Genomic DNA, 22,518 nt, shown 5'->3' with positions numbered 1-22,518 from the left:
GGCGAGCATGGGTGACGCGGTGGAACTGGAGGCGGGCGGCCGGACCGTACGGCTGTCCAGCCCGGACAAGGTGTTCTTCCCCGAGCGCGGTTTCACCAAGCTGGACCTCGCCCGCTACTACCTGGCCGTCGGCCCCGGCATCCTGCGCGCCCTGCGCGACCGGCCGACCACCCTGGAGCGCTACCCCGAGGGCGTGAGCGGCGAGAACTTCTTCCAGAAGCGGGCGCCGAAGAACATGCCCGACTGGATCCCGACCGCGCACATCACCTTCCCCAGCGGCCGCAGCGCCGACGAGATGTGCCCCACCGAGGTGGGAGCGGTGGTGTGGGCCGCCCAGTTCGGCACGCTCACCTTCCACCCCTGGCCCGTCCGCCGCGACGACGTCGACCGCCCGGACGAACTGCGCATCGACCTCGACCCGCAGCCCGGCACCGACTACGAGGACGCCGTCCGCGCCGCCCACGAACTGCGGGCGGTGCTCGACGAGTTCGGCGGACTGCGCGGCTTCCCCAAGACCTCGGGCGGCCGGGGCCTGCACGTGTTCGTGCCCATCGAACCGCGCTGGACCTTCACCCAGGTCCGGCGCGCCGCCATCGCCGTCGGCCGGGAGATGGAACGGCGGATGCCCGAGCAGGTCACCATCAAGTGGTGGAAGGAGGAACGCGGCGAGCGCATCTTCCTCGACTACAACCAGACGGCCCGCGACCGCACGATCGCCTCCGCCTACTCCGTACGGCCCCGCCCGCACGCCCCCGTCTCCGCGCCCCTGCGCTGGGACGAGGTCGGCGTCGCGCACCCGCGGGACTTCGACCTCGCGACGATGCCCGCGCGCTTCGCCGAACTCGGCGACGTGCACGCGGACATGGACGACCACCGCTACTCCCTGGAAGCCCTGCTCGACCTCGCCCGCCGCGACGAACACGACCACGGTCTTGGCGACCTGCCGTACCCGCCCGAGTATCCGAAGATGCCGGGGGAACCCAGACGGGTACAGCCGAGCAGGGCCCGCAAACAGGCGCCTCCTACAACTCCTTGATCCGGATGTCGCGGAACGAGACCACGTCCGTCGTGCCGTGCACCTGGAGCCCGATGTAGCCGGAGGCGAACCGCCGCCCGTCCGTGCCCGGGTCGTCCGCGCGGGGCGGGCTGAACTCCTGGCCGCCGGTGTTGTCGAACTCGTTGATCAGCACGCCGTTGCGGAACACCGAGTAGTGCTGGCCCTCCACCCGGATCTCGTAGTCGTTCCAGGTGCCCTTCTGCGTCACCCCGGCACCGGCCAGGCCCACGCGGTCGAAGCCGTAGACCGAGCCCGTCTTGTACATGTCGCCGTCGGGCCGGTCGAGCACCTGCACCTCGTGCCCGTACTTGATGGCGACCCACTCCGGGCGCGGCTCCTCCGGGTGGTCGTGGACCCAGGGGAAGCGGACGAAGACACCCGAGTTGGCGTTGCCGGTGCCGGGCGCGTCGTCACGCCACTGGAGCTTCAGCGAGAAGTCGCCGTACTTGCGCTGCGGGAACCACAGCATGCCCATGCCCGGCGTGGCGGTGCTGGAGGTGATCGTGCCGTCCGGGTTCAGCCCGAACGAACCGCCGCCCACATGCTGCCACTCGGCCAGGGACTCCGCGCTGCCGTCGAAGATCGCCCGGTAGCCCTCGGTCTGCCCCGGCTTGCCGACGCCCGACTGGCGGGCCGCCTTGCGGATCGCGTTGTACTCGCGCTGGTCGATCACGCCTTCCTTCAGCAGCGCGTCCAGGACGGACGTGACGTGCTTGAGGAACAGCGCGTGGGACGTCCACTCCTTCTCGTCCTCGATCAGCTCGCCGATCCGGCACCGGTTGTCGGTGACCCGGTTGCGCACCCCCGAGTCGACCGTGCCGACGAACACCGTCAGCCGCTCGTCGTACTCCGGGCAGTCGGGCGCCGGCACCCCGCCGGAGACGACCGTGAAGGTCACCGTGCGGGCCGCCGAGGTGTTGCCGGCCTCGTCGGTCGCCCGGTAGGCCACGGTGTGCGCACCGGCCCGGTCGACCACCACCGGCGCCGAGTAGGCCAGGTACGGCCCGCCGTCGAGCGAGTACTCGATCCGCTCGACGCCCGAACCATGCGCGTCGGTCGCCGTGACGGTCACCCGGGCGCTGTTGACGTACGCCCCGTCGGAGTTCCTCGTGCCCTCCACGGTCACGCCCGTCACCGGCGGGGTCGTGTCCTGCGGCGGTGCCGCGACGACCGTGAACCGCACGTTCTTCTCCGCCGCCACGTTGTCCGCCTTGTCGGTGGCCCGGTAGCGGACGGTGTGCGCGCCCACCTGGTGGACCATCACGGGCGCGGTGTACGGCTGCCAGGCGCCGGAACCGATCGCGTACTCGATCGTGTTCACCCCGGAGCCGGTGTCGGACGCGGAGACGGTGACCGTCGCCATGTCGATGTACGCCCCGTCCGCGTTCCGCTCGCCGGTCACCGTCGCCGAGGTCTCCGGCGCGGTCGTGTCGTCCGACTGCGGTGCCACGACCGTGAACGCGGCGCTCTTCTCGGCGGAGACGTTGCCCGCCTTGTCGAACGCCCGGTAGCGGACTGTGTGGTCACCGACCTGGTCGACCACGACCGGCGTGGTGTACGGCTGCCAGGCGCCCGCGTCGCCGAGCGCGTACTCGATCCGGTCCACGCCGGAGCCGCCCTCGTCGGTGGCGTGCAGCGCCACGCTCGCCGAGCCGACGTACTGGCCCTGCGTGTTCTGCGTGCCGCTGACGTGCGCCGACGCCTCCGGCGCGGTGGTGTCCTCGCCCGTGCCCTCGGTCACCGTGAGGATGCCCTGCATCTGGCCGTGGCCGGGGATCGTGCAGTGGTAGAAGTACCGGCCCGGCGTGAGCGTGACCTGGGCGGTGTGCTTGCCGCCCTGGGCGTCGTTCGGGTTGGCCAGGATGTTCAGCTGCACGTCGCTGTTGAACTCGGGGTCGCTGGTCACGAACGTCAGCGTGTGCGGCATGCCCGTGGTGTTGCCGGTGGCCGTGCTGTTCTCGAAGACGATCGTGGCCTGACCGGCGACGGCCGTCTTCGGCGCCGACAGGTACTTGTCGATGTCGTTGCCGGCCGTCCAGGTGAGCACCTGTTCGGCGGCCGGCGCCTGTGCCTGCCCGGCCGCGGGCATCGCCTGCACGCCGAGCATCACGAGCAGGGCGGCCAGCAGGGCGGCCCAGATTCTTCGCTGCCGGATCACTCGGTCCCCCTCGCCAGCTGACCGGCGGCCGGGGTCGGCCCGCCGCCCTTGTAGACGACCCGCCACAGGGCGGACTTGGAGTCGGAGGTGAAGAAGCCGCGCCCGTAGTCGAGGACGTACAGCGCGCCGTCCGGACCGAACTTCCAGTCCATGAGGTTCTTGATGCCGTCGTTGCCGATCGGCACGATCCTCTTCAGCGACTCCGAGTGCACCGGCAGTCCGCCGTCTCCTTGCGTCTTCGGGTCCATGAGCACCGCGTTGCGCGGCTGGTCGGCGTCGTAGAAGTCGCCGACGAACCACTTGCCGTCCCAGTAGGCCGGCCACTTGACGGTGCTGTCGGCCGCGACCGCGTCGGACCGGTACACCGGCCCGTTCATGGCCGCCTGGCCACCGCCCTTCAGCCAGGGCAGCCTGTACGTGGCCTCCTCCGGCTTGTACGACGGGACACCGTTCGCGTCCCGCGGGTAGTCCGGCGCACCGCCCTGCGGCGAGTACCAGATGTTGTTGCCGGTCACCGGCGGCAGGTTGACCAGGCCGTCGTTGTTCGGCGACTCGTTCTTCGGCCGGTCGCAGTCGTACCAGCCCAGCGGCTTGGACGGGTCCGGGAGATTGCGGTCGCGGTAGGGCTGCTTGTTGCCCATGCAGTACGGCCAGCCCCGGTTGCCCGCCTTGGTGATGGCGGCGAACGTGTCGTACTTGGCCGGACCCCAGGTCGTCGAGGGCGCGCTCGCGTCCGGTCCGACCCAGCCCGCGTAGAGCACGTCGGTCGACTTGTCGACGAAGATGCGCGCCGGGTTGCGCACGCCCATCACATAGATCTCGCCGCGCGTCTTGCCGCCGCCCTCGTCGGTCTCCTTCCCGGTGAAGAGGTTGCCCTCGGGCAGCGTGTACGTGCCGTCCGGCTCCGGGTGGATGCGCAGGATCTTGCCGTTGAGGTTGTTGGTGTTGCCGGCCGTGCGGCGCGCGTCCGCGAAGGAGACGCCCTTGTAGTTCGGCTGCGGGTTGTTGCCCGAGTAACCGGCGCTGAAGCCGCTGGAGTTGTTGTCACCGGTGGCGATGTACAGGTTGCCCTTGGAGTCCCAGGCCATTCCGCCGCCCGAGTGGCAGCAACTGTGGATCTGCACCGGCCACTTCAACAGCACCTTCTCGCTGGCGAGGTCCAGCTTGTTCGTGGCCTGGTCGAGCGTGAACCGGGAGACCCGCCGCTCGGCCATCCGCGTCTCGCGGTTGATCTCCGAGTGCGGCGTGTAGTGCAGGTACACCCACCCGTTCTGCGCGAACCTCGGGTCCAGCTCGATGCCGAGCAGCCCCTCCTCGACCTTGACCAGCTCGTCGCCGCCGCCCTTGTTGCCGAAGACGGTCAGCGCGCCGGCCAGGGTGACCTGCTTGGTCCTCGGGTCGTAGACGTGGATCTCGCCCTTGCCCTTGCCGATGTCGGGGTTGTTCCAGTCGATGATCACCGGCTGCGAGGAGTCGGCACCGCCCCGGCCGATGTAGAAGACCCGGCCGTCGGGAGCGGTCACCAGCCCGTGCGGCTCGCCGATCTGGTCGTTCTGCCCCGGCTGGTTGGGCTTGGTCAGCCGCTCGGCCGCGTAGTGGGCGTTGATGGTCGCCTTGCAGTCCGCCTGCTCCAGCCGGGTCGTCCACATCAGCGCGCCGCGCAAGTGGGCCCGGAAGTCGGTCTCGTCGTACGACGACACCGTGCCGCCCATGCCCGTGTAGAAGGAGCGGCCGCCGTCGTAGTCCCGGCACCAGCTGACCGGGTGGTCCCAGCCGTTGGCTCCCGTGCCCGGCTGGTAGGTCGACTCCCGCACCCGGGCCACCGTGTGGACCTCACCCGAGGGGTTCTTCACCCAGTTCAGCCACTTGTCCGGGCGTTTCCACTGCACCGGCAGGTCCTTGGTGGCCGGGTGCCGGCGGTCGCCGACCTCCACCGTCGCCCGCTGCACGGCCGCCGGGCTCGACGCGGCCGGGCGGGCCCCCACCAGCCCGGTGAACCAGTCCGAGTACGGCTCCGCCCGCGCCGCGTCATGAACGCCGACGAACCCGCCGCCGGCCTCCATGTAGGCCTCCAGGCCCGCCTCCTGCTCCGGGTCGAGGACGTCGCCCCCGCCGGTCAGGAACACGACCGCGTTGAAACGGCCGAGCCGCGCCTCGTCGGTGAACACCGAGGCGTCACCGGTCGCCTGGACCTTGAAGCGGCGGTTCGCGGGACCCGACAGCCCGATGTCCTCGATGGCCTCGATCCCGGCGTTCACCACCGGCGACTCCTCGCCGGCCGCGGAACCGTGGAAGATCAGCACCCGTACGTTGGCGCCACCCGGCGGCGACTTGATCGACATCGTTGTCAGCGGCGGCTCCGGATACGGACGCGCGCTCGCGGCGGGCCCGGACAGGAGTCCGGCGGTCACGACTCCGGCGGCCACGGAGGCCGCCCAGACACGTCTTCCCTTGCTCAACCCTCGTAAGTGCATGGGCACCTCCTCGGTCACAGCAACACCGCCAAGGAAGCTAAACCCCTTTGCATGGCTCGCCAATACCTATGACCGGGATGACACCAACTTTGTCTTGGGTGTGGATAAACGGGAGTACGGCCGGTACCGTCTCACAGGTTCATCACAGGTACGTCTCCGTAAAAGCCTTACCAGGGTGGGGAGTTCCGCATGGACAGACGCAGCTTCAACCGGCGGGTCCTGCTGGGCGGCGCGGCCGTCGCGACATCGTTGTCCGTGGCGCCGGAGGCCATCAGCGCCGACGGACCGGCGAAGACGGCACCCGCCGGAGGTGAGGTGAAGCGCATCCGGATGTACGCCGAGAAGCTGGCGGACGGTCAGATGGGCTACGGCCTGGAGAAGGGCAAGGCCACCGTCCCCGGTCCGCTGATCGAACTCAACGAAGGCGACACCCTGCACGTCGAGTTCGAGAACACCATGGACGTGGCGGTGAGCCTGCACGTGCACGGCCTGGACTACGAGATCACCAGCGACGGCACGAAACTGAACCGCAGCCACGTCGAGCCCGGCGGCACCCGCACCTACACGTGGCGCACGCACGCCCCCGGCCGCCGCAAGGACGGCACCTGGCGGGCGGGCAGCGCGGGCTACTGGCACTACCACGATCACGTCGTCGGCACGGACCACGGCACCCAGGGGCTGCAGAAGGGCCTGTTCGGGGCGGTCATCGTGCGCCGCAAGGGCGACGTCCTGCCGGACCGGACGCACACGGTCGTCTTCAACGACATGCTCATCAACAACAAGGCGCCGCACTCCGGGCCGGACTTCGAGGCCACGGTGGGGGACCGGGTCGAGTTCGTCGTGATCACGCACGGCGAGTTCTACCACACGTTCCACATGCACGGTCACCGCTGGGCGGACAACCGCACCGGCATGCTGACCGGCCCCGACGACCCCAGCCAGGTCATCGACAACAAGATCACCGGCCCGGCCGACTCGTTCGGCTTCCAGGTGATCGCGGGGGAGGGGGTCGGCGCCGGCGCCTGGATGTACCACTGCCACGTGCAGAGCCACTCCGACATGGGCATGGTGGGGCTGTTCCTGGTGAAGAAACCGGACGGCACCATCCCCGGCTACGACCCGCACGAGCACGGGCAGCACGGTCAGCGCGCGGAGCGGCAGGAGGGGCGGCGGGAGGGACACGAGCACTGACGGGCGCATGAGCCGGGCCGCCCTCCGAGGCGGGCGCGAGAGCGCTCTCACCCCTGACCGGCCCCGGGGCTATCCTGATCCGCAGCCGCAGGTGAGGAGCCCCGAAGTGACCGACGCAGCGCCGCGTCCCACCCTGGAGGCCGTGGCCGCCAGGGCCGGTGTCTCGCGGGCCACGGTGTCCCGCGTGGTCAACGGCGGGGACGGCGTGCGGGACACCCTCGTCGAGCGGGTCCGCAAGGCCGTCGACGAACTCGGGTACGTGCCCAACCAGGCCGCACGCTCCCTGGTGACCCGGCGGCACGACGCGGTCGCGGTGGTCGTCGCCGAGCCGGAGACGCGCGTGTTCTCCGACCCGTTCTTCGCGCTCCAGCTGCGCGGCATCAGCAAGGAGCTCACGGCCCACGACAACCAGCTCGTGCTGCTGCTCACCGAGGGCCGGGACGACCACGCGCGGGTCGGCCGGTACCTCGCCGGCGGGCACGTCGACGGGGCCCTCGTCTTCTCCCTGCACCTCGACGACCCGCTGCCGCAGCTGATCCAACGGGCCGGTGTCCCCACCGTGTTCGGCGGGCGGCCCGGCTGGAGCGGCGACCGGCGCGGCGTGGTGTACGTCGACAGCGACAACCGCGGCGGTGCCCGCGACGCCGTCCGCCACCTGGCCGGCCTCGGCCGCACCCGTATCGCGCACATCACCGGCGCGCTCGACCAGACCTCGGCGGTGGACCGGCTCGACGGCTACCGGGACGTCATGGTGGACGCCGACCCGCGGCTGATCGCCGAGGCCGACTTCACCCCGGCCGGAGGGGAGCGCGCGATGCGTGAACTCCTCGACCGCTGCCCGGACCTCGACGCGGTGTTCGCCGCCAACGACCTCACCGCCTCGGGGGCCCTGCGCGTCCTGCGGCAAGCCGGCCGGCGGGTGCCCGACGACGTGGCCGTGATCGGTTTCGACGACATGCGGCCCGTCGCGGAACAGACCGACCCGCCGCTCACGACGGTCCGCCAGGACATCGAGGAGATGGGCCGCCTGATGGCCCGCCTCCTCCTGCGCGACCTCGACCGCGCCGCCCCCCGCGAGGGCGCCCCCGGCACGCCGTCCAGCGTGGTCCTGCCGACGACACTGGTGCGGCGGGCCTCCGCCTAGAGGGGCCGGACGTCCTGGCCCGGTCGCGGCTCGCTGCGGATCACCGCGAAGCGTGCGCCGTACGGGTCGGACAGCTTGGCGACGCGGCCGACGCCGGGGAAGTCGGTGGCGGGCATGCGGACCGTGCCGCCCAGCTCCTGCGCCCGGGCGACGGTGGCGTCCGTGTCGCCGACCTCGAAGTACGGCAGCCAGTGGGCCTCCTGCTCGCCCGGGTCGTCGGCCAGCGGTACGACACCGCCGAACATGGCGTCCTCGCCCTCCCCGGCCGGGTTGAACGTCGTGTACGTGCCGCCGGGGAAGTCGACGCCGGCCGTCTCCAAACCGAGCACCGAGTGGTAGAAGGCGGCCGCGGCCGGGACGTCCGCCGTGTACAGCTCGATCCAGCACAGCGAGCCGGGCTCCTGGACGACCTCCAGGCCCGTGTTCCGGCCCGGCTGCCACAGGCCGAAGGAAACCCCGGCCTGGTCGGCGAGGATCGCCATGCGGCCCAGGTCCTGCACGTCCATGGGCTGCAGCAGCACCGCGCCGTGCGCCTGCTCGGCCGCCCGCGCCGTGGCATCCGCGTCCGGGGCCTGGAAGTACACCGTCCAGGAGGGCGGGCCCTGCTCCGGCGTGGTCTGCATGCCCCCCGCGGTGGTCCGGCCGCCGAGCTGGAAGAGGCCGTATCCGCCGACCTCGGGCCCGCCCGGCCGGAAATCCCAGCCGAACAGACCGCCGTAGAAGGCGGCGGCGCCGTCGATGTCGGGGGTGCCGAGATCGATCCAGTTCGGAGCACCGGTGACAAAACGGGTGGTGAGCATCGTCGCCCTCCTCGCGCGGGGTCCCGTCGTCTGCTCTGCCGAGTCTCGCACCGCCCGCTGACAACCGCCGCCGGAGCGCCGGGCCGCCGGACGCGTTTCACTCGTTCCCGCGCGCCGCCGTGCGCCGGCCCGTGCGGCAGGCGACCATCGAGGCCGGCCGGAGGCCCGTGAACGCGGTGTTGATCCCGCGTTGATCGAACGTTTTGTGCCGTCCGGGACGCTTCCGGACATGCACATCGACACCATCACCTCGCCCGAACTCGCCTGGCAGCAGGAGGCGTTGTGCGCGCAGACCGGGGCGGAGTTCTTCTTCCCCGAGCCCGGCAGCTCGGTGCGGGAGGCGAAGCGGATCTGCGGGCTGTGCCCGATCCGCCCGGCCTGCCTCGAGTACGCGCTGAGCAACGACGAGCGCTTCGGCGTCTGGGGCGGTCTGTCGGAGAAGGAACGGCTGGAGCTGCGGCGCACGTCGCGCTAGCCGCACCGAGGCGCGCGGCCCCGGGAGGGAGCCGCCCCACGAGCACCCCGGGACACACCGTGAGGCCCCGACCGCTCGTGACGGTCGGGGCCTCAGGGCCGTGTGCGCCGGGGCCTCAAGGCTCCACGCGCCGGAGGATCACCCTCGAAGGCCGTGTGCGCCGGGCTGTCCTCAGGCGCCGGCGCGGGCCGCCATGCGGGCCTTGCGCGCGGCCAGCTTCTCGTCGAACTTCGACGCCTCGGAGTCCAGGCCGCCCATGAACAGGCCCAGCTCCTCCTGCGCCTTGCGGCCCTCGGGGCCCAAGCCGTCGATCTCCATGATCTTCAGGAAGCGCAGCACGGGCTGGAGCACGTCGTCGTGGTGGATGCGCAGGTTGTAGACCTCGCCGATCGCCATCTGCGCGGCGGCCCGCTCGAAGCCGGGGATGCCGTGGCCGGGCATGCGGAAGTTCACGACCACGTCCCGCACGGCCTGCATGGTCAGGTCGGGGGCCAGCTCGAAGGCGGCCTTGAGCAGGTTCCGGTAGAAGACCATGTGCAGGTTCTCGTCGGTGGCGATCCGGGACAGCATGCGGTCGCAGATGGGGTCGCCGGACTGGTGGCCGGTGTTGCGGTGCGAGATGCGGGTGGCCAGCTCCTGGAACGCGACGTAGGCGACCGAGTGCAGCATCGAGTGACGGTTGTCCGACTCGAAGCCCTCGCTCATGTGGGACATCCGGAACTCCTCCAGCTTGTCCGGGTCCACCGCGCGGGAGGTGAGGAGGTAGTCGCGCATCACGATGCCGTGCCGGCCCTCCTCGGCGGTCCAGCGGTGCACCCAGGTGCCCCAGGCGCCGTCGCGGCCGAACAGCGAGGCGATCTCGTGGTGGTAGCTGGGCAGGTTGTCCTCGGTCAGCAGGTTGACGACGAGCGCGATGCGGCCGATCTCCGTGACCTTGGACTGCTCCTTCTCCCAGGCCTCGCCGTCCTCGAAGAGACCGGGGAAGTTGCGCCCGTCGCTCCACGGCACGTACTCGTGCGGCATCCAGTCCTTGGCGACCTTCAGATGCCGGTTGAGCTCCTTCTCGACCACTTCCTCCAGTGCGTACAGCAGCTGAGCGTCGGTCCAGGCGCCGGCGGGGCTGCCGAGGTGGGGAGTGGTGATCGTCATGGACTCTCCAGGGGGACATGCGTACGAGCGGTGTGCAGAAACCTACGGCATCGTAGGCTACGTTGCCGTAGGTTACGAGGCCGTAGGTTAAGGACGCTGTAAAGGCCCCTGATCAGCGGTGTCGTCCGCATGCGCGCCACGTCCTCCGGACCCGCAGGTCGGCGGCCGGACGGGCGGTCCGCTCAGCCGCTCAGACGTACAGCTCCCGCAGCCGCACCGAGAGACATGTCACACATCCTTCGAGCTTCTCGAACTCGCTGATGTCCACGACGACCGGTTCGTACCCGAGGTCCGCGAACAGCTCCGCGGTCTTCGGCGCGCTCGCCGCCATCAGCAGCTTGTCGCCGCCGAGCAGCACGACGTGCGCCCCGGACTCCTCGGGCACCGGCAGGAAACGCGCGAACAGGGAGGGCGCGTCCATCTTCGGGATGTGCCCGATGACCGTCCCGTCGGGCAGCGCGGTGACCGCCGTCTTCAGGTGCAGCACCTTGCTCACGGGTACGGCGACGACCCGGGCGCCCAGCGGCTCGAACGCGGCGCGCAACTGCTGGACGCCGGCGGCGTTGGTGCGGCCGCCGCGGCCCACGTAGACGGTGTCGCCGACCTTCAGGACGTCGCCGCCGTCCAGCGTGCCCGGCTCCCATATCCAGTTGACCGAGCAGCCCAGGCCCGCCACGGCCTCCTCGACCCCGGCGGTCTCCTCCCGCCGCGACTCGGCGCCCGGGCGGGCGATCAGCGCCACGTTCTTGTACATCACGACCGTGTCCTCGACGAACACCGAGTCCGGGCAGTCGTCGGCCGGGTCCACCTCGATGGTCTCCCAGCCGTGCGTGCGCAGGGCCTGCACGTACGCCTCCCACTGCTCGACCGCGAGGTCGGCGTCGACCCGCTCCCGCTCGATGTGGGTCACCAGCCCTTCGGCGAGTCGCGGGCTGGGGCGGCGGACGAGGGCCTTCTTGCTGGGCACGAGCGTGACTCCGTATCGGATGGGACGTGTCGGGACCGCACCGACGGAGCTTCCGGGATCGGCCGGAGCGCATCGGGCGTCGGCCGACCATCATGCAGGGCGAACGGGGGAGAGGACACCCCCGGGGAGGGGCCGGGGCGCCGGGCGCCGTGAACTCAGCCCACCGAACCGATGCCCTCCGCATCCCGCCGCTGAGCCGGCGTCGTGGCGCTGGTGCTGTCGGTTCCGTCCCTCTCGTCCGTGCGCAGGCACTCGATCAGGTAGTCGCCGCTGTCGGGGTCACGCGTCACCCCGTGCGTCTCGCTGCCGAACCCGGGGAAGCGGCGGTCGAAGGACTCCAGGGCGCTCAGGTACCGCAGGAGTGGGGCGTCCGCCGCGCCGGTGTCCTCGCCGGGCATGAGGACCGGGATGCCGGGCGGCGTCACGGTGACCATCGCCGCGGCGACCCGACCCGGCGCGTCGACCAGGCGCAGCCGTTCCGTGCCGCCCCGGATCAGGCGCTGGTAGCACTGCTGGGGCGGGGCGACGGGCTCCGGGAGTTCCCGGAAGGCGGTGTCGAGGAGTTCGACCAGGCGGGACTCGCGCAGGTGGTCGTGCATCTCCTGGCACAGGGCGCTCAGGGTCAGCCCGGCGTAGCGCCGCGGGTGCTCGGCGACCAGTGCGGGCAGCACGCGGTCGAGCGGGACGTCACCGTCGTAGAGGTCCTTGAAGTCCATGAGGGCGTCCAGCAGGGTGCCCCACTTGCCCTTGGTGATGCCCATGGAGAACAGCACCAGCGTGGTGTAGCTGTCCGTCTTCTCCACGACGATGCCGCGCGTGGCCAGGTACGCGGTGAGCACCCGCGCGGGGATGCCCCGCTCGGACATCTCGCCCGTCGCGTCGATCCCGGGACAGGTCAGGGTGACCTTGATCGGGTCGAGCATGCAGTAGCCGTCGGTGAGGCCGGGGAAGCCGTGCCAGTCCGCGCCGGGTTCGAGGTGCCAGCAGGAGGGCTCCGTCGCCAGCAGCTCCGCCGGGGCCTCCTCGAAGGGCAGGCGTGCGCCGGTCGCCGGGTCGGTCACGTGGTCCGGCTGCCACACCCCGAAGAACCACGGCGGCCGGTCGCCCGCCGCCTCGATCCGCCGCCCGAGCCGCACCATCTCCTGGCGGAACCGGACCGCCTCGGTCACCGCCTCGTCGATCAGCCACTGCCCCTGCGGCCCGTCCATCATCGCCGTGGCCACGTCCAGCGAGGCGATCATCGGGTACAGCGGCGACGTCGTGCCGTGCATCATCAGCGCCTCGTTGAACCGGTCGTGCTCCACCGGTGCCCGTGGCCCGGGCCGCACGTGCACCATGGCGCCCTGCGACAACGCGGCCAGCAGCTTGTGCGTGGACTGGGTCGCGAAGACCGTCGGCCGGTCGGGGCCGGGGAAGGCCTGCTCGTCCACCGACATGCCGTACCGGCCCGTGTAGAGCGGATGGAAGCGGGCGTACGCGAACCACGCCTCGTCGAAGTGGAGCCGGGGCGTGCCCGCGGCGAAGACCCGGGCCGCCGCCACCGCGTCGTAGCACAGGCCGTCGTACGTGGAGTTGGTGAACACCGCGTACTGGGCGCGCGAGGACACGGCGTCCGCCGCCAGGGGGCTCGCGGCGATCCGCGCCGCCACCGACTCCGCCGCGATCTCGGCCGGCGGCAGCGGTCCCGCGAGACCGTAGCCGTTGCGGGTGGGGACCAGGTACACCGGCCGGGCGCCGGAGACGACCAGGCCGTGCAGGACCGACTTGTGGCAGTTGCGGTCCACCAGGGCGATCTCGTCACGGGTCACGCTGAAGTGCCCGACGAGGCGGTTGCAGGTGGAGTCGCCGTGCAGCACGAAATAGGTGTGGTCGGAGCCGAAGACCCGCGCGGCGTTGCGCTCCGCCTCGCCGATCGGGCCGGTGTGCTCGAACAGGGAGCCGAGCTCCTCCACCGAGATCGACAGATCGCTGCGGAGCAGCCGCTCCCCGAAGTAGTCGTGGAAGGCCCGGCCCACGGGCGACTTCAGGAAGGCGACACCGCCGGAGTGCGCGGGGGTGTGCCACGAGTACTCGTGCGCGTCCTCGAAGCGTCGCAGCGCCTTGAAGAACGGCGGGAGCAGGGCTTCCTGGTAGGCGCGCGCGGCGGTGGTGATCCGCCCCGCGATGAACGCAGGAGTGTCCTCCAGCGGCCACACATAGCCCACGACCGACTTCGACACCCACAGCGGCAGGTCGCGCAGTCCCTCCTCGGCCATGACCAGGAACACGGGCAGGTTCTGGAAGCGGCGGCCGATCCGCCGCAGTACCGCCGCGCCGCCCGGTTCACCGTCGGCCTTCGGCCCGCCCGGGAGGTCCCAGGCGACCACCGCGGCGGCCAGGCCCGCCTCCGTCCTGAGCACCGCCTCGGCGTCGGGGACGCTCCCCGCCCACCGGACCTGTAAGCCGCGCCCCCGGATCGCCTCGGCGATCCGCGCCATCTGCCCGGCGGCGGCACCCCCCGCCTCCGGACGCCCCGCCTCCGCCACCGCCACCAGAACTGTGCTGTCACCCATGCCGTTCCCCTCCCCGGTGGCCCGCGCCACCCCCGCCCAGTGTTCGCGGGCCCCGCACGCCTGATCGGCCGGCGGCCCGCCAAACCACCCGATCGGTGCGCGGCGCGGACACCGCCTTGACGGGTCAACGCCTGCGGTTCCGGCATCCCGTCGGAGTACCTGATCAACGGTCATGCGGATCATTCACCTCGGCGGAGCCGTGTCGATCTTCCGACGTGTCGTTAGTCGTAGTGCTCCGGCCGCCCCGGCCGGCGATCGATCCAGCGGAAGGAAACCGACACAGATGTACGGCACGCGGCGCATGGCGGTAGTGGCCTCGATCGTGGGGATGCTGATGGCCGTCCCCGCCGGCATGGCCACGGCCCATGCCGGTGACGGCGACGCGGGAGCGGGCGGAGTGCTCTCCAACGTCTCGGGCAGGAACTCCTCCGGCCACGCCAACCTCTGCGGGACCGGCAAGGTGGCGCTGTTCAAGGAGCGCACCTGTGTGACCGAGGACGACGGCAGGGGCGGCGGCGACCAGGCGGGCCCCAGCGGCGGTGTCCTGTCCAACCTGCTCTTCGCGCGGAACGCCTCGGGCCACAGCAACAACTGCGGCAACGAGACGGTGGCGGTGTTCAGCAAGACCACCTGCGTCACCGCGGACCGTTCCGGCCACTGAGCGCTCACGGCGACTGAGAGAGGGGCCCCGGTGCCGTCGACTTCCTTGTGCGTGGGCGTGGTCGCGCCGCTGACGGGCCGGCTGGCCCCCCTCGGCTCACCGTTGTCGTACGTCCTGCGCAGACTCGCACCCCGGCTGGCGCACGTCCGCAACGGCGGCCGCCGCTACGACGTGACCGTCGCCGTGCGCGACAGCCGTTCGGATCCGGACGCGGCCCGGCGGGCCGTACGGGACCTGGCCGGCACGGACGGCGCGCACCTGGTGCTCACCATGGCCGGCACCCGGGTCCTGCCCGCCGTCACGGACGCCTGCGAAGAGGCCCGGGTCCCCTGCCTGTCGACCACGTTCCCCTGGCAGGCGTACGTCCACACCCGCGGGGCCGGGCCCGGGCACCGCTTCCGCTGGACGTACCACTTCGCGTGGGGGCTGGACGACATCGCCGCCGTCTTCGCCGAGCTGTGGGAGCGCGTCGGCGGCTCCGGCGCCGTCGGATGTCTGTGGAACGACGACCTGCAGGGCGAGCTGCTGCGCCACGACCGGTACGGCTTCGGCCCGGTGACGTCCCCGCGCGGGCACACCCTGGTCGACCTCGGCGCCTACCGGGAACCGGCCGCAGGCTTCACCGCGCAGGTCGACCGGCTGCGCGAGCACGGCGCCGACCGCGTCACCAGCGCCGCCACCGCCACCGACCTCGCCCTCTTCCACCGCCGGGCCCGGGCGGCGGGGGTGCGGCCGCGGCTGATCACCTGCTCGCGCTGGCTGACCTACCCGCACACCCACACCACGCCCGCGGCCGACGTCCACGGCGAGCTCGCCGACGCCCGCGTGGCCACGCTCGTCTACTGGAGCCCGGACCACCCGTACCGCTCCGGCCTCGACGGCACCATCTGCGCCGAACTCGCCCACGCCTACCGGCAGGACACCGGAGCCGCCTGGCTCCAGCCCCTCGGCCTCGCCCACGCCCTGCTGGAGACCGCGCACCACGCCCTCACGGCGGCGGACGATCCCACCGACCGGGCCTCCGTCGCACAGGCCCTCTCCGGCACCACCCTCGACACCATCGCCGGCCGCCTCGACTGGACACGGGGGCCCACCCCCAACATCGCCCTCCTCCCGCTGGCCGGCGGGCAGTGGCACCACGACCGGCACGGCCCCCGCCTCGCCGTCGTCAGCAACAGCGCCCACCCGGGCGTACGGCTCACCGGGGAACTCACGCCGGCAGGCTGACGTCCGCCCGGACCGCCCGCCGCAGATGCTCCCCGGTGGACGAACCCCGCACGTCCAGGAGTTGTCGCGGCGTGCCCTCGAAGACGACCTCGCCGCCGTCCCTGCCGCCGTCCGGGCCGAGGTCGATCACCCAGTCGGCCCGGGCGACGACGTCCAGGTTGTGTTCGACGACGACGACCGTGTTGCCCGTGTCGACCAGCCGGTCCAGCAGGGCGACGAGTCCCGCCACGTCCGCCATGTGCAGGCCCGTCGTCGGCTCGTCGAGGACGTAGACCGCGCCCGTGCGGTGCAGTCGTGTGGCCAGCTTGATGCGCTGCCGCTCACCGCCGGAGAGCGTGGAGAGGGGCTGCCCGAGCGTCAGATAGGTGAGTCCGACGTCCCGCAGGGCGCGCAGCCGCCGGGCCGCGCCCGGGTCGTCGAAGAAGCCGAGGGCCTGCTCGGCCGTCATCTCCAGGACGTCGGCGATGGACCGGCCCCGGACGGTGAGCCGCAGCACCTCCTCCTTGAAGCGCCGCCCCTCGCAGTCGTGGCAGGTCGTCGTCACCGGGTCCATGAAGGCGAGGTCGGTGTAGATGATGCCCCGGCCCTCACAGGTACCGCAGGCGCCACTGGAGTTGAAGCTGAACAAGCCCGCCTCGGCGCCCGTCTCACGGGCGAAGACCTTCCGTACCGTGTCCATGATCCCCAGGTACGTCGCCGGGGTGGACCGGCCGGAGATCCCGATCGACGACTGGTCCACGACCACGGCCTCGTCGTGGGCGGCGGTGAACTCCCCGACCAGGGTGCTCTTCCCGGACCCGGCGACCCCGGTGACCGCCGTGAGCACACCGGTCGGGAACCGCACGGTCACGTCGCGCAGGTTGTGCCGGTCGGCGCCCTTCACCCACAGTTCGCCGGTGGCCCGCCGCACCTCCTCCTTGACCGCCGTACGCCGGCGCAGACAGCGACCGGTGAGCGTGTCCGACGCGGCCAGTTCCTCCGGCGTCCCCTCGAACACCACCGTGCCGCCCCCGGTTCCGGCGCCCGGCCCCATGTCGACGACGTGGTCGGCCAGCGCGATGACGTCCGGGTCGTGCTCGACGACCAGCACGGTGTTGCCCTTGTCGCGCAGCCGCAGCAGCAGATCGCCGAGCCGGCCCACGTCGCGCGGGTGCAGACCGACGCTCGGCTCGTCGAAGATGTACGTCATGCCGGTCAGGCTGGAGCCGAGGTGCCGCACGGTCTTCAGCCGCTGCCCCTCCCCGCCGCTGAGCGTGGCCGTCTCCCGGTCGAGGCTGAGGTAGCCGAGGCCGATCGCCTCGATGCGCTCCAGCGCGGCCACGGCCGCGCCGGCGATCGGCCGGGCCACCGGGTCGTCGATCTCCTTCAGTACGGCGATCAGGTCCGTGACCTGCATGCGCGCGCAGTCGGCGATCGACCGGCCGTCGATCCGGGTCGCGAGCGCCGCCGCGCAGAGCCGTGCCCCCCGGCAGGCCGGGCAGACGCCCTCCGTCAGGAACTCCCGGACCAGGTCGCGGGTCTTCTGGCTCATGGCGGACAGGTCCCGCTTCAGGTACAGCCGCTCGAAGCGGTCGGCGAGGCCCTCGTACTCGGTGGTCCAGGTGCCGCCGCTGCCGTTGACGGTGACCTTGCTGCCCGGCCGCCCGCGCATCAGGAACTCCCGCTCGGCGGCGGTGAACCGCCCCACCGGCTTGTCCGGGTCGAGGTCGGCGCTGTTGGTGTACGCCTGGCCCTGCCACGTCCCCGCGGCGAACGGCGGGAAGCGGACAGCCCCGCCGGCGAGTGAGCGGTCCGGGTCCAGGATGCGGTCCCAGTCGGGCCGGACCGTCCGGCCGAGGCCGTCGCACTCGGGGCACATGCCCGACGGGTCGTTGAACGAGTACGCCGTGGCCGGTCCGGCGCTCGGGGTGCCGTGCCGGGAGAACAGGACGCGGATCACCGAGTAGACGTCCGTCATGGTGCCGACCGTCGACCGGGAGTGGCCGCCGACCGGCCGCTGGTCGACGACGATCGCGGGGGAGAGGTCCTCCAGGCCGTCCGCGTGCGGCCGCTCGAACTTGGGCAGCCGGTTGCGGACGAACCACGGATACGTCTCGTTCAGCTGGCGCTGCGACTCCACCGCGATCGTGTCGAAGACGACCGACGACTTCCCGGACCCCGAAACGCCGGTGAACACGGTCAGCCGGCCTTTCGGGATGCGCAGGGTGACGTCCTTGAGGTTGTTCTCGCGGGCTCCGGTCAGAGTGATGAATGCGGGCATGCACCCGACGCTAGGCGGGAAACCCGACAGCTTCTGACGTGATTTCCTTCAGTTCTCCCTCCTCCAGCAGCAGCCAGCGGGTGATCCCGATCGACTCCAGGAACGGCAGGTCGTGACTGGCCACGATCAGCGCCCCCTCATAGGACTCCAGGGCCGTGGTCAGCTGTCGCACGCTGGCCATGTCGAGGTTGTTGGTCGGCTCGTCCAGCATGAGCAACTGCGGCGCGGGATCGGCCAGCATCAGCGCCGCCAGGGCCGCCCGGAAGCGTTCGCCGCCGGAGAGCGTCGCCGCCTTCTGGTCGGCCCGGGCGCCCCGGAACAGGAAGCGGGCCAGCCGCGCCCGGATCCGGTTGTTGGTGGCGGCCGGCGCGAACCGGGCCACGTTCTCGGCGACCGTCCGCTCCCCGTCGAGGACGTCGAGCCGCTGCGGCAGGAACCGCAGCGGGACGTGCGCCGTCACCTCGCCCGCCTCCGGAGCCAGCTCCCCGGCGATCGTGCGCAGCAGCGTGGTCTTGCCCGCGCCGTTGCGCCCGACCAGCGCGACCCGCTCGGGACCGCGCAGATCCAGGCCGCCCGTCACCCGGGCGCCGTACCGGAGCCCGAGATCCTGGAGAGTCAGGACGGTACGCCCCGGCGGCACCGCCGTGAACGGCAGGTCGACGCGGATCTCGTCGTCGTCCCGTACGGCCTCCACCGCATCGTCGAGCCGCTCCCTGGCCTCGGCGAGCTTCTCCTCGTGCATGATCCGGTGCTTGCCCGCGGAGACCTGGGCCGCACGGCTCCTGAGCTTCATGACGGCCCGGGGTTCGCGTTTGGTGTCGTACATCTTCTGCGCGTACCGCTTGCGGCGGGCCAGTTTGACCTGGGCGTCGGTCAGTTCGCGTTTCTGTCGGCGGAAGTCGGCCTCGGCGACGCGCACCATGCGCTCGGCCGCCTCCTGCTCGGTCTCCAGTGCCTCCTCGTAGACGGAGTAGTTGCCGCCGTACCAGGTGATCTCGCCGGAACGCAGATCCGCGATCTGGTCGACGAGGTCCAGCAGTTCCCGGTCGTGGCTGACGACGACCAGCACGCCCGGCCAGGCCTCGACGGCCGCGTACAGCCGTCTGCGCGCGTACAGGTCGAGGTTGTTGGTCGGCTCGTCCAGCAGCAGCACGTCGGGCCGGCGCAGCAGCAGCGCGGCCAGGCGCAGCAGGACCGACTCGCCGCCCGAGACCTCGCCGACGGTGCGGTCCAGCCCGACGTGTCCGAGGCCGAGTTCGCCGAGGGTGGCCAGGGCGCGCTCCTCGACGTCCCAGTCGTCGCCGACGGTCTCGAAGTGCGCCTCGGACACGTCGCCCGCCTCGATGGCGTGCAGCGCGGCCCGCCGCTCGGCGATGCCGAGCGCCTCGTCGACGCGCAGGGCGGTGTCGAGGGTGACGTTCTGCGGGAGGTATCCGACCTCGCCGGCCACGCGGACGGTGCCGTCGGCCGGGGCGAGCTCACCGGCGATCAGTTTCAGCAGGGTCGATTTGCCGGACCCGTTGACGCCGACCAGGCCGGTCCGGCCGGGGCCGAACGCGACGTCCAGGTCCTCGAAGACGGGAGAGCCGTCGGGCCAGGTGAACGACAGGGAGGTGACGGTGATGGAAGCAGGCATGTGGGCCTCACTCGCGGTTGCTCGAAGCGGTCAGGGGCAAACGCGTGTCGAGACACCTGCGACCAGGGGAGGGAGAGGCTCCACGGGCATGAGGAAAGCCCTGCACCGGAGGACGGCTCGATCGCCGAGGTCGCACGCAGCACACCCACACCGGACAGGTGTGAGGCGGCGGTGTCTCAGGACCTCAGACGAGCAACGTCCTTCTCCAATCGACGGCAACAGGACCGCTGTACACCGTAGAAACGGGCCTGGAGCCTGTCAACGGATTAACGTGAAGCCCGTTTCTCCCCGCCCCCAGGAGGCCCCGTGCCCCACGGCCCGCTCTCGCTGCCGGCCCGGCTCTGCCTGCTCGCCTGGGACACCGCACGGCCTGTGGCCACCGCCCGGCTGTCCGCCCTGGTGCGGGCCGGGGCCCTCGTGGAGCTGGCCCGGCACGGCCTGCTCACCGACGAGGACGGCATCGCCACGCCGGTCGACCTGGACGCGGCCGCGGGTGACGCGGTCCTCGACGGGCTGCTGGAACTCGTCCGCGAGTCGTGCCCGCACTCCTGGCGGACCTGGGTGACGCTGCGGGCCCGGGTCACCCTGGACGCCGTGCGCGAGCAGCTGGTGTCCGAGGGGTGGCTGCGGGCGGAGAAGAAGCGCGTCCTCGGCGTCTTCCCGTCCGTGGAGTACGCGCTGGAGCGCGTCGCCGTCGTGGACGCGCTGCGGGAGGAGACGCGGCAGGTCCTCCTGGGCCCGTCGCCGGTCGCCGGAGTCTCCGAGCGGGACGCCGCGGTCGCCGTGCTCGCCGCCGCCGCGGACCTCCTCGGCCAGGACCACGGCGCCCGCGAGCAGCGCGTCGAGGAGCTGACCGAGCGGGCCGGGGCGGCGTCGCCCGGACCGGCGAACCTCGTGCGCGAGGTGAGCGCGGCGGTGTCATCGGTGCTGACGGCACCCGCTTCGCCCTGACCCGCCGCCCCGGGACCGTCAGCTCAGCAGGCGTCCCGCATCAGCTCGGCGAGGTCGTGGTCCAGGTCCAGCTGGAGGTGCTCCAGGCCGACGGGCACGAGCTCGCTCGTGGCCTCCAGGAAACGGCGCACCTCGCTCGACCGGACGTGCACCACGGCCGTGCCCTCCGGGGCGTGGAACTCCAGCACCGTGCGGTCGTACCCGTACGGCCGCACCCGCACGTCGCCGTGGCCCTCGGGGTCCTTCAGACCCGCTGCGAGCAGCTCGCGGGAGAAGGTCCAGCAGACCTCGACGCCCTCCAGCGTGGCCGGGGCGGGGAAGGTCATGCGGACGGCGAACGGGTCACGCCGGTCGTAGTGCAGCGTCGCGGGAATGCTCGGCATACGCGGCGCGGCGGCGACGAGGCGGGCCTCCACGGGCTGCTCGATGACGATGGACAACGCCTTGCTCCCTTGTGACGGCGACGGACACTTCCGGGCGGATGAGGCCGGGCAATGGAAGAGACGACGGAATCAGCCAATCCGTGCACACGAATTGCGAGTGACCTCTGTCACCGCGTTCATGCACGGGAGTGACATGGCTCTCCTCATGCGCCACGAAGGGCACTTGTGGTGCCCGGCAGATCGACCCGGGCGCCCCCGAGGCCGTCTGGACGGCACCCGGGCGGTGGGCTAGCTTCCCCGGCCATGAGGCGCATGGGGAGCACGCGACGGACGGGACGGACACGACGCGGGACGATCGCGGCGACGGCGTGCGCGGCGGCCCTGGCCGCGACGACCGCCGCACCGGCACAGGCACACGAGCCGGAGCGGGTGCCGCACTGGCAGCTGAAGGACACCGGCACCCCGGACGTACGGTTCCGCGGACTGGCCGCCGTCAGCCGTGACACGGCCTGGGCCGCCGGGACCGGCGGCACCGTCCTGCGCACCACGGACGGCGGCGCGACGTGGCGGAACGTCTCGCCCCCGGGCGCGGGGGAGGTGCAGTTCCGGGACGTCGAGGCGTTCGACGCCCGCCGGGCCGTCGTCCTGGCCATCGGCGAGGGCGAGGCGTCCCGCGTGTACCGCACCGACGACGGCGGAGCGACCTGGACGGAGTCCTTCCGCAACACCGATCCGAAGGCCTTCTACGACTGCATGGCCTTCTTCGACCACCGCCACGGCCTCGCGATGAGCGACCCGGTGGACGGCAGGTTCCGCATCCTGTCGACGGGCGACGGCGGCCGCACCTGGAGGGTGCTGCCGACCGCGGGCATGCCGGCCGCGCAGGAGGGCGAGGCCGGGTTCGCGGCGAGCGGCCAGTGCCTGGTGACGTCCGGGCCGAAGGACGTCTGGCTCGCCACCGGCGGGGCCGCACGCGCGCGTGTCCTGCACTCCGCCGACCGGGGACGCACCTGGACGGCCACCGACACGCCCCTGCCGGCGGGCGACCCGGCGCGCGGCGTCTTCGCGCTGGCCTTCCGGGACCGCGCCCACGGTCTCGCCGTCGGCGGTGACTTCCGCCCCGACCAGCCCGCACCGCGCGCCGCCGCCCGCACCGCCGACGGCGGGCGCACCTGGCGCCCCGCCGCCACGCCCCCGTCCGCCTACCGCTCCGGCGTGGCCTGGCTCCCGCACAGCCGCACGGCCGCCCTCGCCGTCGGCCCCACCGGCACCGACCTCACCACGGACGGCGGCCGCACCTGGCGGACGGTCGACACGGGCTCCTACGACACCGTCGACTGCACCCCGGACCAAGGGTGCTGGGCAGCCGGAGAGAAGGGACGGGTTGCCCGCCTGGAGCATTGAGCGAGCGCTATGTCCTGATTGTTGGCAGT

At 71.9% G+C, this 22,518-nt stretch carries 17 protein-coding genes; 8 read left to right on the top strand and 9 right to left on the bottom strand.

What is annotated here, in order from left to right; all coding sequences use genetic code 11:
* Positions 1 to 7: 7 nt before the first annotated feature.
* On the top strand, positions 8 to 1,036 hold the full coding sequence (ligD, locus tag ABZ948_RS18440; RefSeq protein WP_359760746.1) for a non-homologous end-joining DNA ligase: 1,029 nt from the start codon (positions 8 to 10) through the stop codon (positions 1,034 to 1,036).
* Here the strand turns inward: ligD and ABZ948_RS18435 are convergent.
* Both ABZ948_RS18435 and ABZ948_RS18430 read right to left on the bottom strand, forming a co-directional pair.
* The gene (locus ABZ948_RS18435; protein WP_359760791.1) at positions 1,023 to 3,164 is read right to left on the bottom strand and encodes an OmpL47-type beta-barrel domain-containing protein; all 2,142 of its coding nucleotides are present in this window, start codon (positions 3,162 to 3,164) and stop codon (positions 1,023 to 1,025) included. The two genes, ligD and ABZ948_RS18435, sit on opposite strands and share 14 nt — an antisense overlap.
* A 47-nt stretch (positions 3,165 to 3,211) precedes the next feature.
* The gene (locus tag ABZ948_RS18430) at positions 3,212 to 5,689 is read right to left on the bottom strand and encodes a ThuA domain-containing protein (RefSeq protein ID WP_359760744.1); all 2,478 of its coding nucleotides are present in this window, start codon (positions 5,687 to 5,689) and stop codon (positions 3,212 to 3,214) included.
* A 189-nt stretch (positions 5,690 to 5,878) separates the two neighbouring features.
* On the opposite strand from ABZ948_RS18430, the gene ABZ948_RS18425 reads away from it, so the two are divergent.
* Positions 5,879 to 6,880, top strand: a complete 1,002-nt coding sequence (locus tag ABZ948_RS18425; protein WP_359760743.1) for a multicopper oxidase domain-containing protein — start codon at positions 5,879 to 5,881, stop codon at positions 6,878 to 6,880.
* A 106-nt stretch (positions 6,881 to 6,986) separates the two neighbouring features.
* Positions 6,987 to 8,024: a LacI family DNA-binding transcriptional regulator gene (locus ABZ948_RS18420; RefSeq protein WP_359760741.1), complete on the top strand. Its 1,038-nt coding sequence runs from the start codon at positions 6,987 to 6,989 to the stop codon at positions 8,022 to 8,024.
* Here ABZ948_RS18420 and ABZ948_RS18415 read toward each other — a convergent pair.
* Positions 8,021 to 8,824, bottom strand: coding sequence for a VOC family protein (locus ABZ948_RS18415; protein WP_359760739.1), 804 nt, complete (start codon positions 8,822 to 8,824; stop codon positions 8,021 to 8,023). The genes ABZ948_RS18420 and ABZ948_RS18415 overlap by 4 nt on opposite strands.
* Positions 8,825 to 9,053: 229 nt before the next feature.
* On the opposite strand from ABZ948_RS18415, the gene ABZ948_RS18410 reads away from it, so the two are divergent.
* Positions 9,054 to 9,299, top strand: a complete 246-nt coding sequence (locus tag ABZ948_RS18410; protein ID WP_031112647.1) for a WhiB family transcriptional regulator — start codon at positions 9,054 to 9,056, stop codon at positions 9,297 to 9,299.
* Between the two features lie 171 nt (positions 9,300 to 9,470).
* On the opposite strand, the gene ABZ948_RS18405 is transcribed toward ABZ948_RS18410, so the two are convergent.
* From ABZ948_RS18405 to ABZ948_RS18395, 3 genes are all read right to left on the bottom strand, one after another.
* Positions 9,471 to 10,448: an acyl-ACP desaturase gene (locus ABZ948_RS18405; protein WP_359760737.1), complete on the bottom strand. Its 978-nt coding sequence runs from the start codon at positions 10,446 to 10,448 to the stop codon at positions 9,471 to 9,473.
* A 190-nt stretch (positions 10,449 to 10,638) separates the two neighbouring features.
* Positions 10,639 to 11,415, bottom strand: coding sequence for a dimethylargininase (ddaH, locus tag ABZ948_RS18400; protein WP_359760735.1), 777 nt, complete (start codon positions 11,413 to 11,415; stop codon positions 10,639 to 10,641).
* 155 nt (positions 11,416 to 11,570) lie between these two features.
* Positions 11,571 to 13,967 carry an Orn/Lys/Arg family decarboxylase gene (locus ABZ948_RS18395; RefSeq protein WP_359760733.1) on the bottom strand — a complete coding sequence of 799 codons (2,397 nt, stop codon included), beginning with the start codon at positions 13,965 to 13,967 and terminating at the stop codon, positions 11,571 to 11,573.
* A 283-nt stretch (positions 13,968 to 14,250) separates the two neighbouring features.
* Here ABZ948_RS18395 and ABZ948_RS18390 point away from each other — a divergent pair, with 283 nt between their 5' ends.
* A complete protein-coding gene (locus tag ABZ948_RS18390) occupies positions 14,251 to 14,628 on the top strand; it encodes a hypothetical protein (RefSeq protein WP_359760732.1) in 378 nt (125 codons plus the stop codon).
* Between the two features lie 30 nt (positions 14,629 to 14,658).
* Positions 14,659 to 15,855 carry an ABC transporter substrate-binding protein gene (locus tag ABZ948_RS18385; RefSeq protein ID WP_359760730.1) on the top strand — a complete coding sequence of 399 codons (1,197 nt, stop codon included), beginning with the start codon at positions 14,659 to 14,661 and terminating at the stop codon, positions 15,853 to 15,855.
* On the opposite strand, the gene ABZ948_RS18380 is transcribed toward ABZ948_RS18385, so the two are convergent.
* Positions 15,839 to 18,115, bottom strand: coding sequence for an ATP-binding cassette domain-containing protein (locus ABZ948_RS18380; RefSeq protein ID WP_359760728.1), 2,277 nt, complete (start codon positions 18,113 to 18,115; stop codon positions 15,839 to 15,841). The two genes, ABZ948_RS18385 and ABZ948_RS18380, sit on opposite strands and share 17 nt — an antisense overlap.
* A 10-nt stretch (positions 18,116 to 18,125) precedes the next feature.
* Positions 18,126 to 19,751 (bottom strand): ABC-F family ATP-binding cassette domain-containing protein, encoded by a 1,626-nt coding sequence (locus ABZ948_RS18375; RefSeq protein ID WP_359760726.1) that lies wholly within the window; start codon positions 19,749 to 19,751, stop codon positions 18,126 to 18,128.
* A 306-nt stretch (positions 19,752 to 20,057) separates the two neighbouring features.
* Here ABZ948_RS18375 and ABZ948_RS18370 point away from each other — a divergent pair, with 306 nt between their 5' ends.
* A complete protein-coding gene (locus tag ABZ948_RS18370; protein WP_359760724.1) occupies positions 20,058 to 20,702 on the top strand; it encodes a GOLPH3/VPS74 family protein in 645 nt (214 codons plus the stop codon).
* A 23-nt stretch (positions 20,703 to 20,725) separates the two neighbouring features.
* On the opposite strand, the gene ssgD is transcribed toward ABZ948_RS18370, so the two are convergent.
* The gene (gene ssgD, locus ABZ948_RS18365) at positions 20,726 to 21,142 is read right to left on the bottom strand and encodes a spore wall synthesis regulator SsgD (protein ID WP_031112664.1); all 417 of its coding nucleotides are present in this window, start codon (positions 21,140 to 21,142) and stop codon (positions 20,726 to 20,728) included.
* A gap of 255 nt (positions 21,143 to 21,397) precedes the next feature.
* On the opposite strand from ssgD, the gene ABZ948_RS18360 reads away from it, so the two are divergent.
* Positions 21,398 to 22,489 (top strand): WD40/YVTN/BNR-like repeat-containing protein, encoded by a 1,092-nt coding sequence (locus ABZ948_RS18360; RefSeq protein WP_359760722.1) that lies wholly within the window; start codon positions 21,398 to 21,400, stop codon positions 22,487 to 22,489.
* Positions 22,490 to 22,518 lie beyond the last annotated feature (29 nt).

Origin of the sequence: Streptomyces olindensis (assembly GCF_040645895.1) — a bacterium.
Lineage (GTDB): Bacteria > Actinomycetota > Actinomycetes > Streptomycetales > Streptomycetaceae > Streptomyces > Streptomyces olindensis.
The sequence above is the reverse complement of the archived record's forward strand: the minus strand, read 5'-3'. Positions and strand labels throughout refer to the sequence as shown.

Coding starts and splice junctions, on each gene's coding strand:
- ABZ948_RS18395 (WP_359760733.1), bottom strand. CDS start 13,967: ATGGGTGACAGCACAGTTCTGGTGGCGGTGGCGGAGGCGGGGCGTCCG.
- ABZ948_RS18415 (WP_359760739.1), bottom strand. CDS start 8,824: ATGCTCACCACCCGTTTTGTCACCGGTGCTCCGAACTGGATCGATCTC.
- ABZ948_RS18425 (WP_359760743.1), top strand. CDS start 5,879: ATGGACAGACGCAGCTTCAACCGGCGGGTCCTGCTGGGCGGCGCGGCC.
- ABZ948_RS18410 (WP_031112647.1), top strand. CDS start 9,054: ATGCACATCGACACCATCACCTCGCCCGAACTCGCCTGGCAGCAGGAG.
- ABZ948_RS18380 (WP_359760728.1), bottom strand. CDS start 18,115: ATGCCCGCATTCATCACTCTGACCGGAGCCCGCGAGAACAACCTCAAG.
- ABZ948_RS18390 (WP_359760732.1), top strand. CDS start 14,251: ATGTACGGCACGCGGCGCATGGCGGTAGTGGCCTCGATCGTGGGGATG.
- ABZ948_RS18430 (WP_359760744.1), bottom strand. CDS start 5,689: ATGCACTTACGAGGGTTGAGCAAGGGAAGACGTGTCTGGGCGGCCTCC.
- ABZ948_RS18435 (WP_359760791.1), bottom strand. CDS start 3,164: ATGCTCGGCGTGCAGGCGATGCCCGCGGCCGGGCAGGCACAGGCGCCG.
- ABZ948_RS18360 (WP_359760722.1), top strand. CDS start 21,398: ATGGGGAGCACGCGACGGACGGGACGGACACGACGCGGGACGATCGCG.
- ligD (WP_359760746.1), top strand. CDS start 8: ATGGGTGACGCGGTGGAACTGGAGGCGGGCGGCCGGACCGTACGGCTG.
- ABZ948_RS18405 (WP_359760737.1), bottom strand. CDS start 10,448: ATGACGATCACCACTCCCCACCTCGGCAGCCCCGCCGGCGCCTGGACC.
- ABZ948_RS18375 (WP_359760726.1), bottom strand. CDS start 19,751: ATGCCTGCTTCCATCACCGTCACCTCCCTGTCGTTCACCTGGCCCGAC.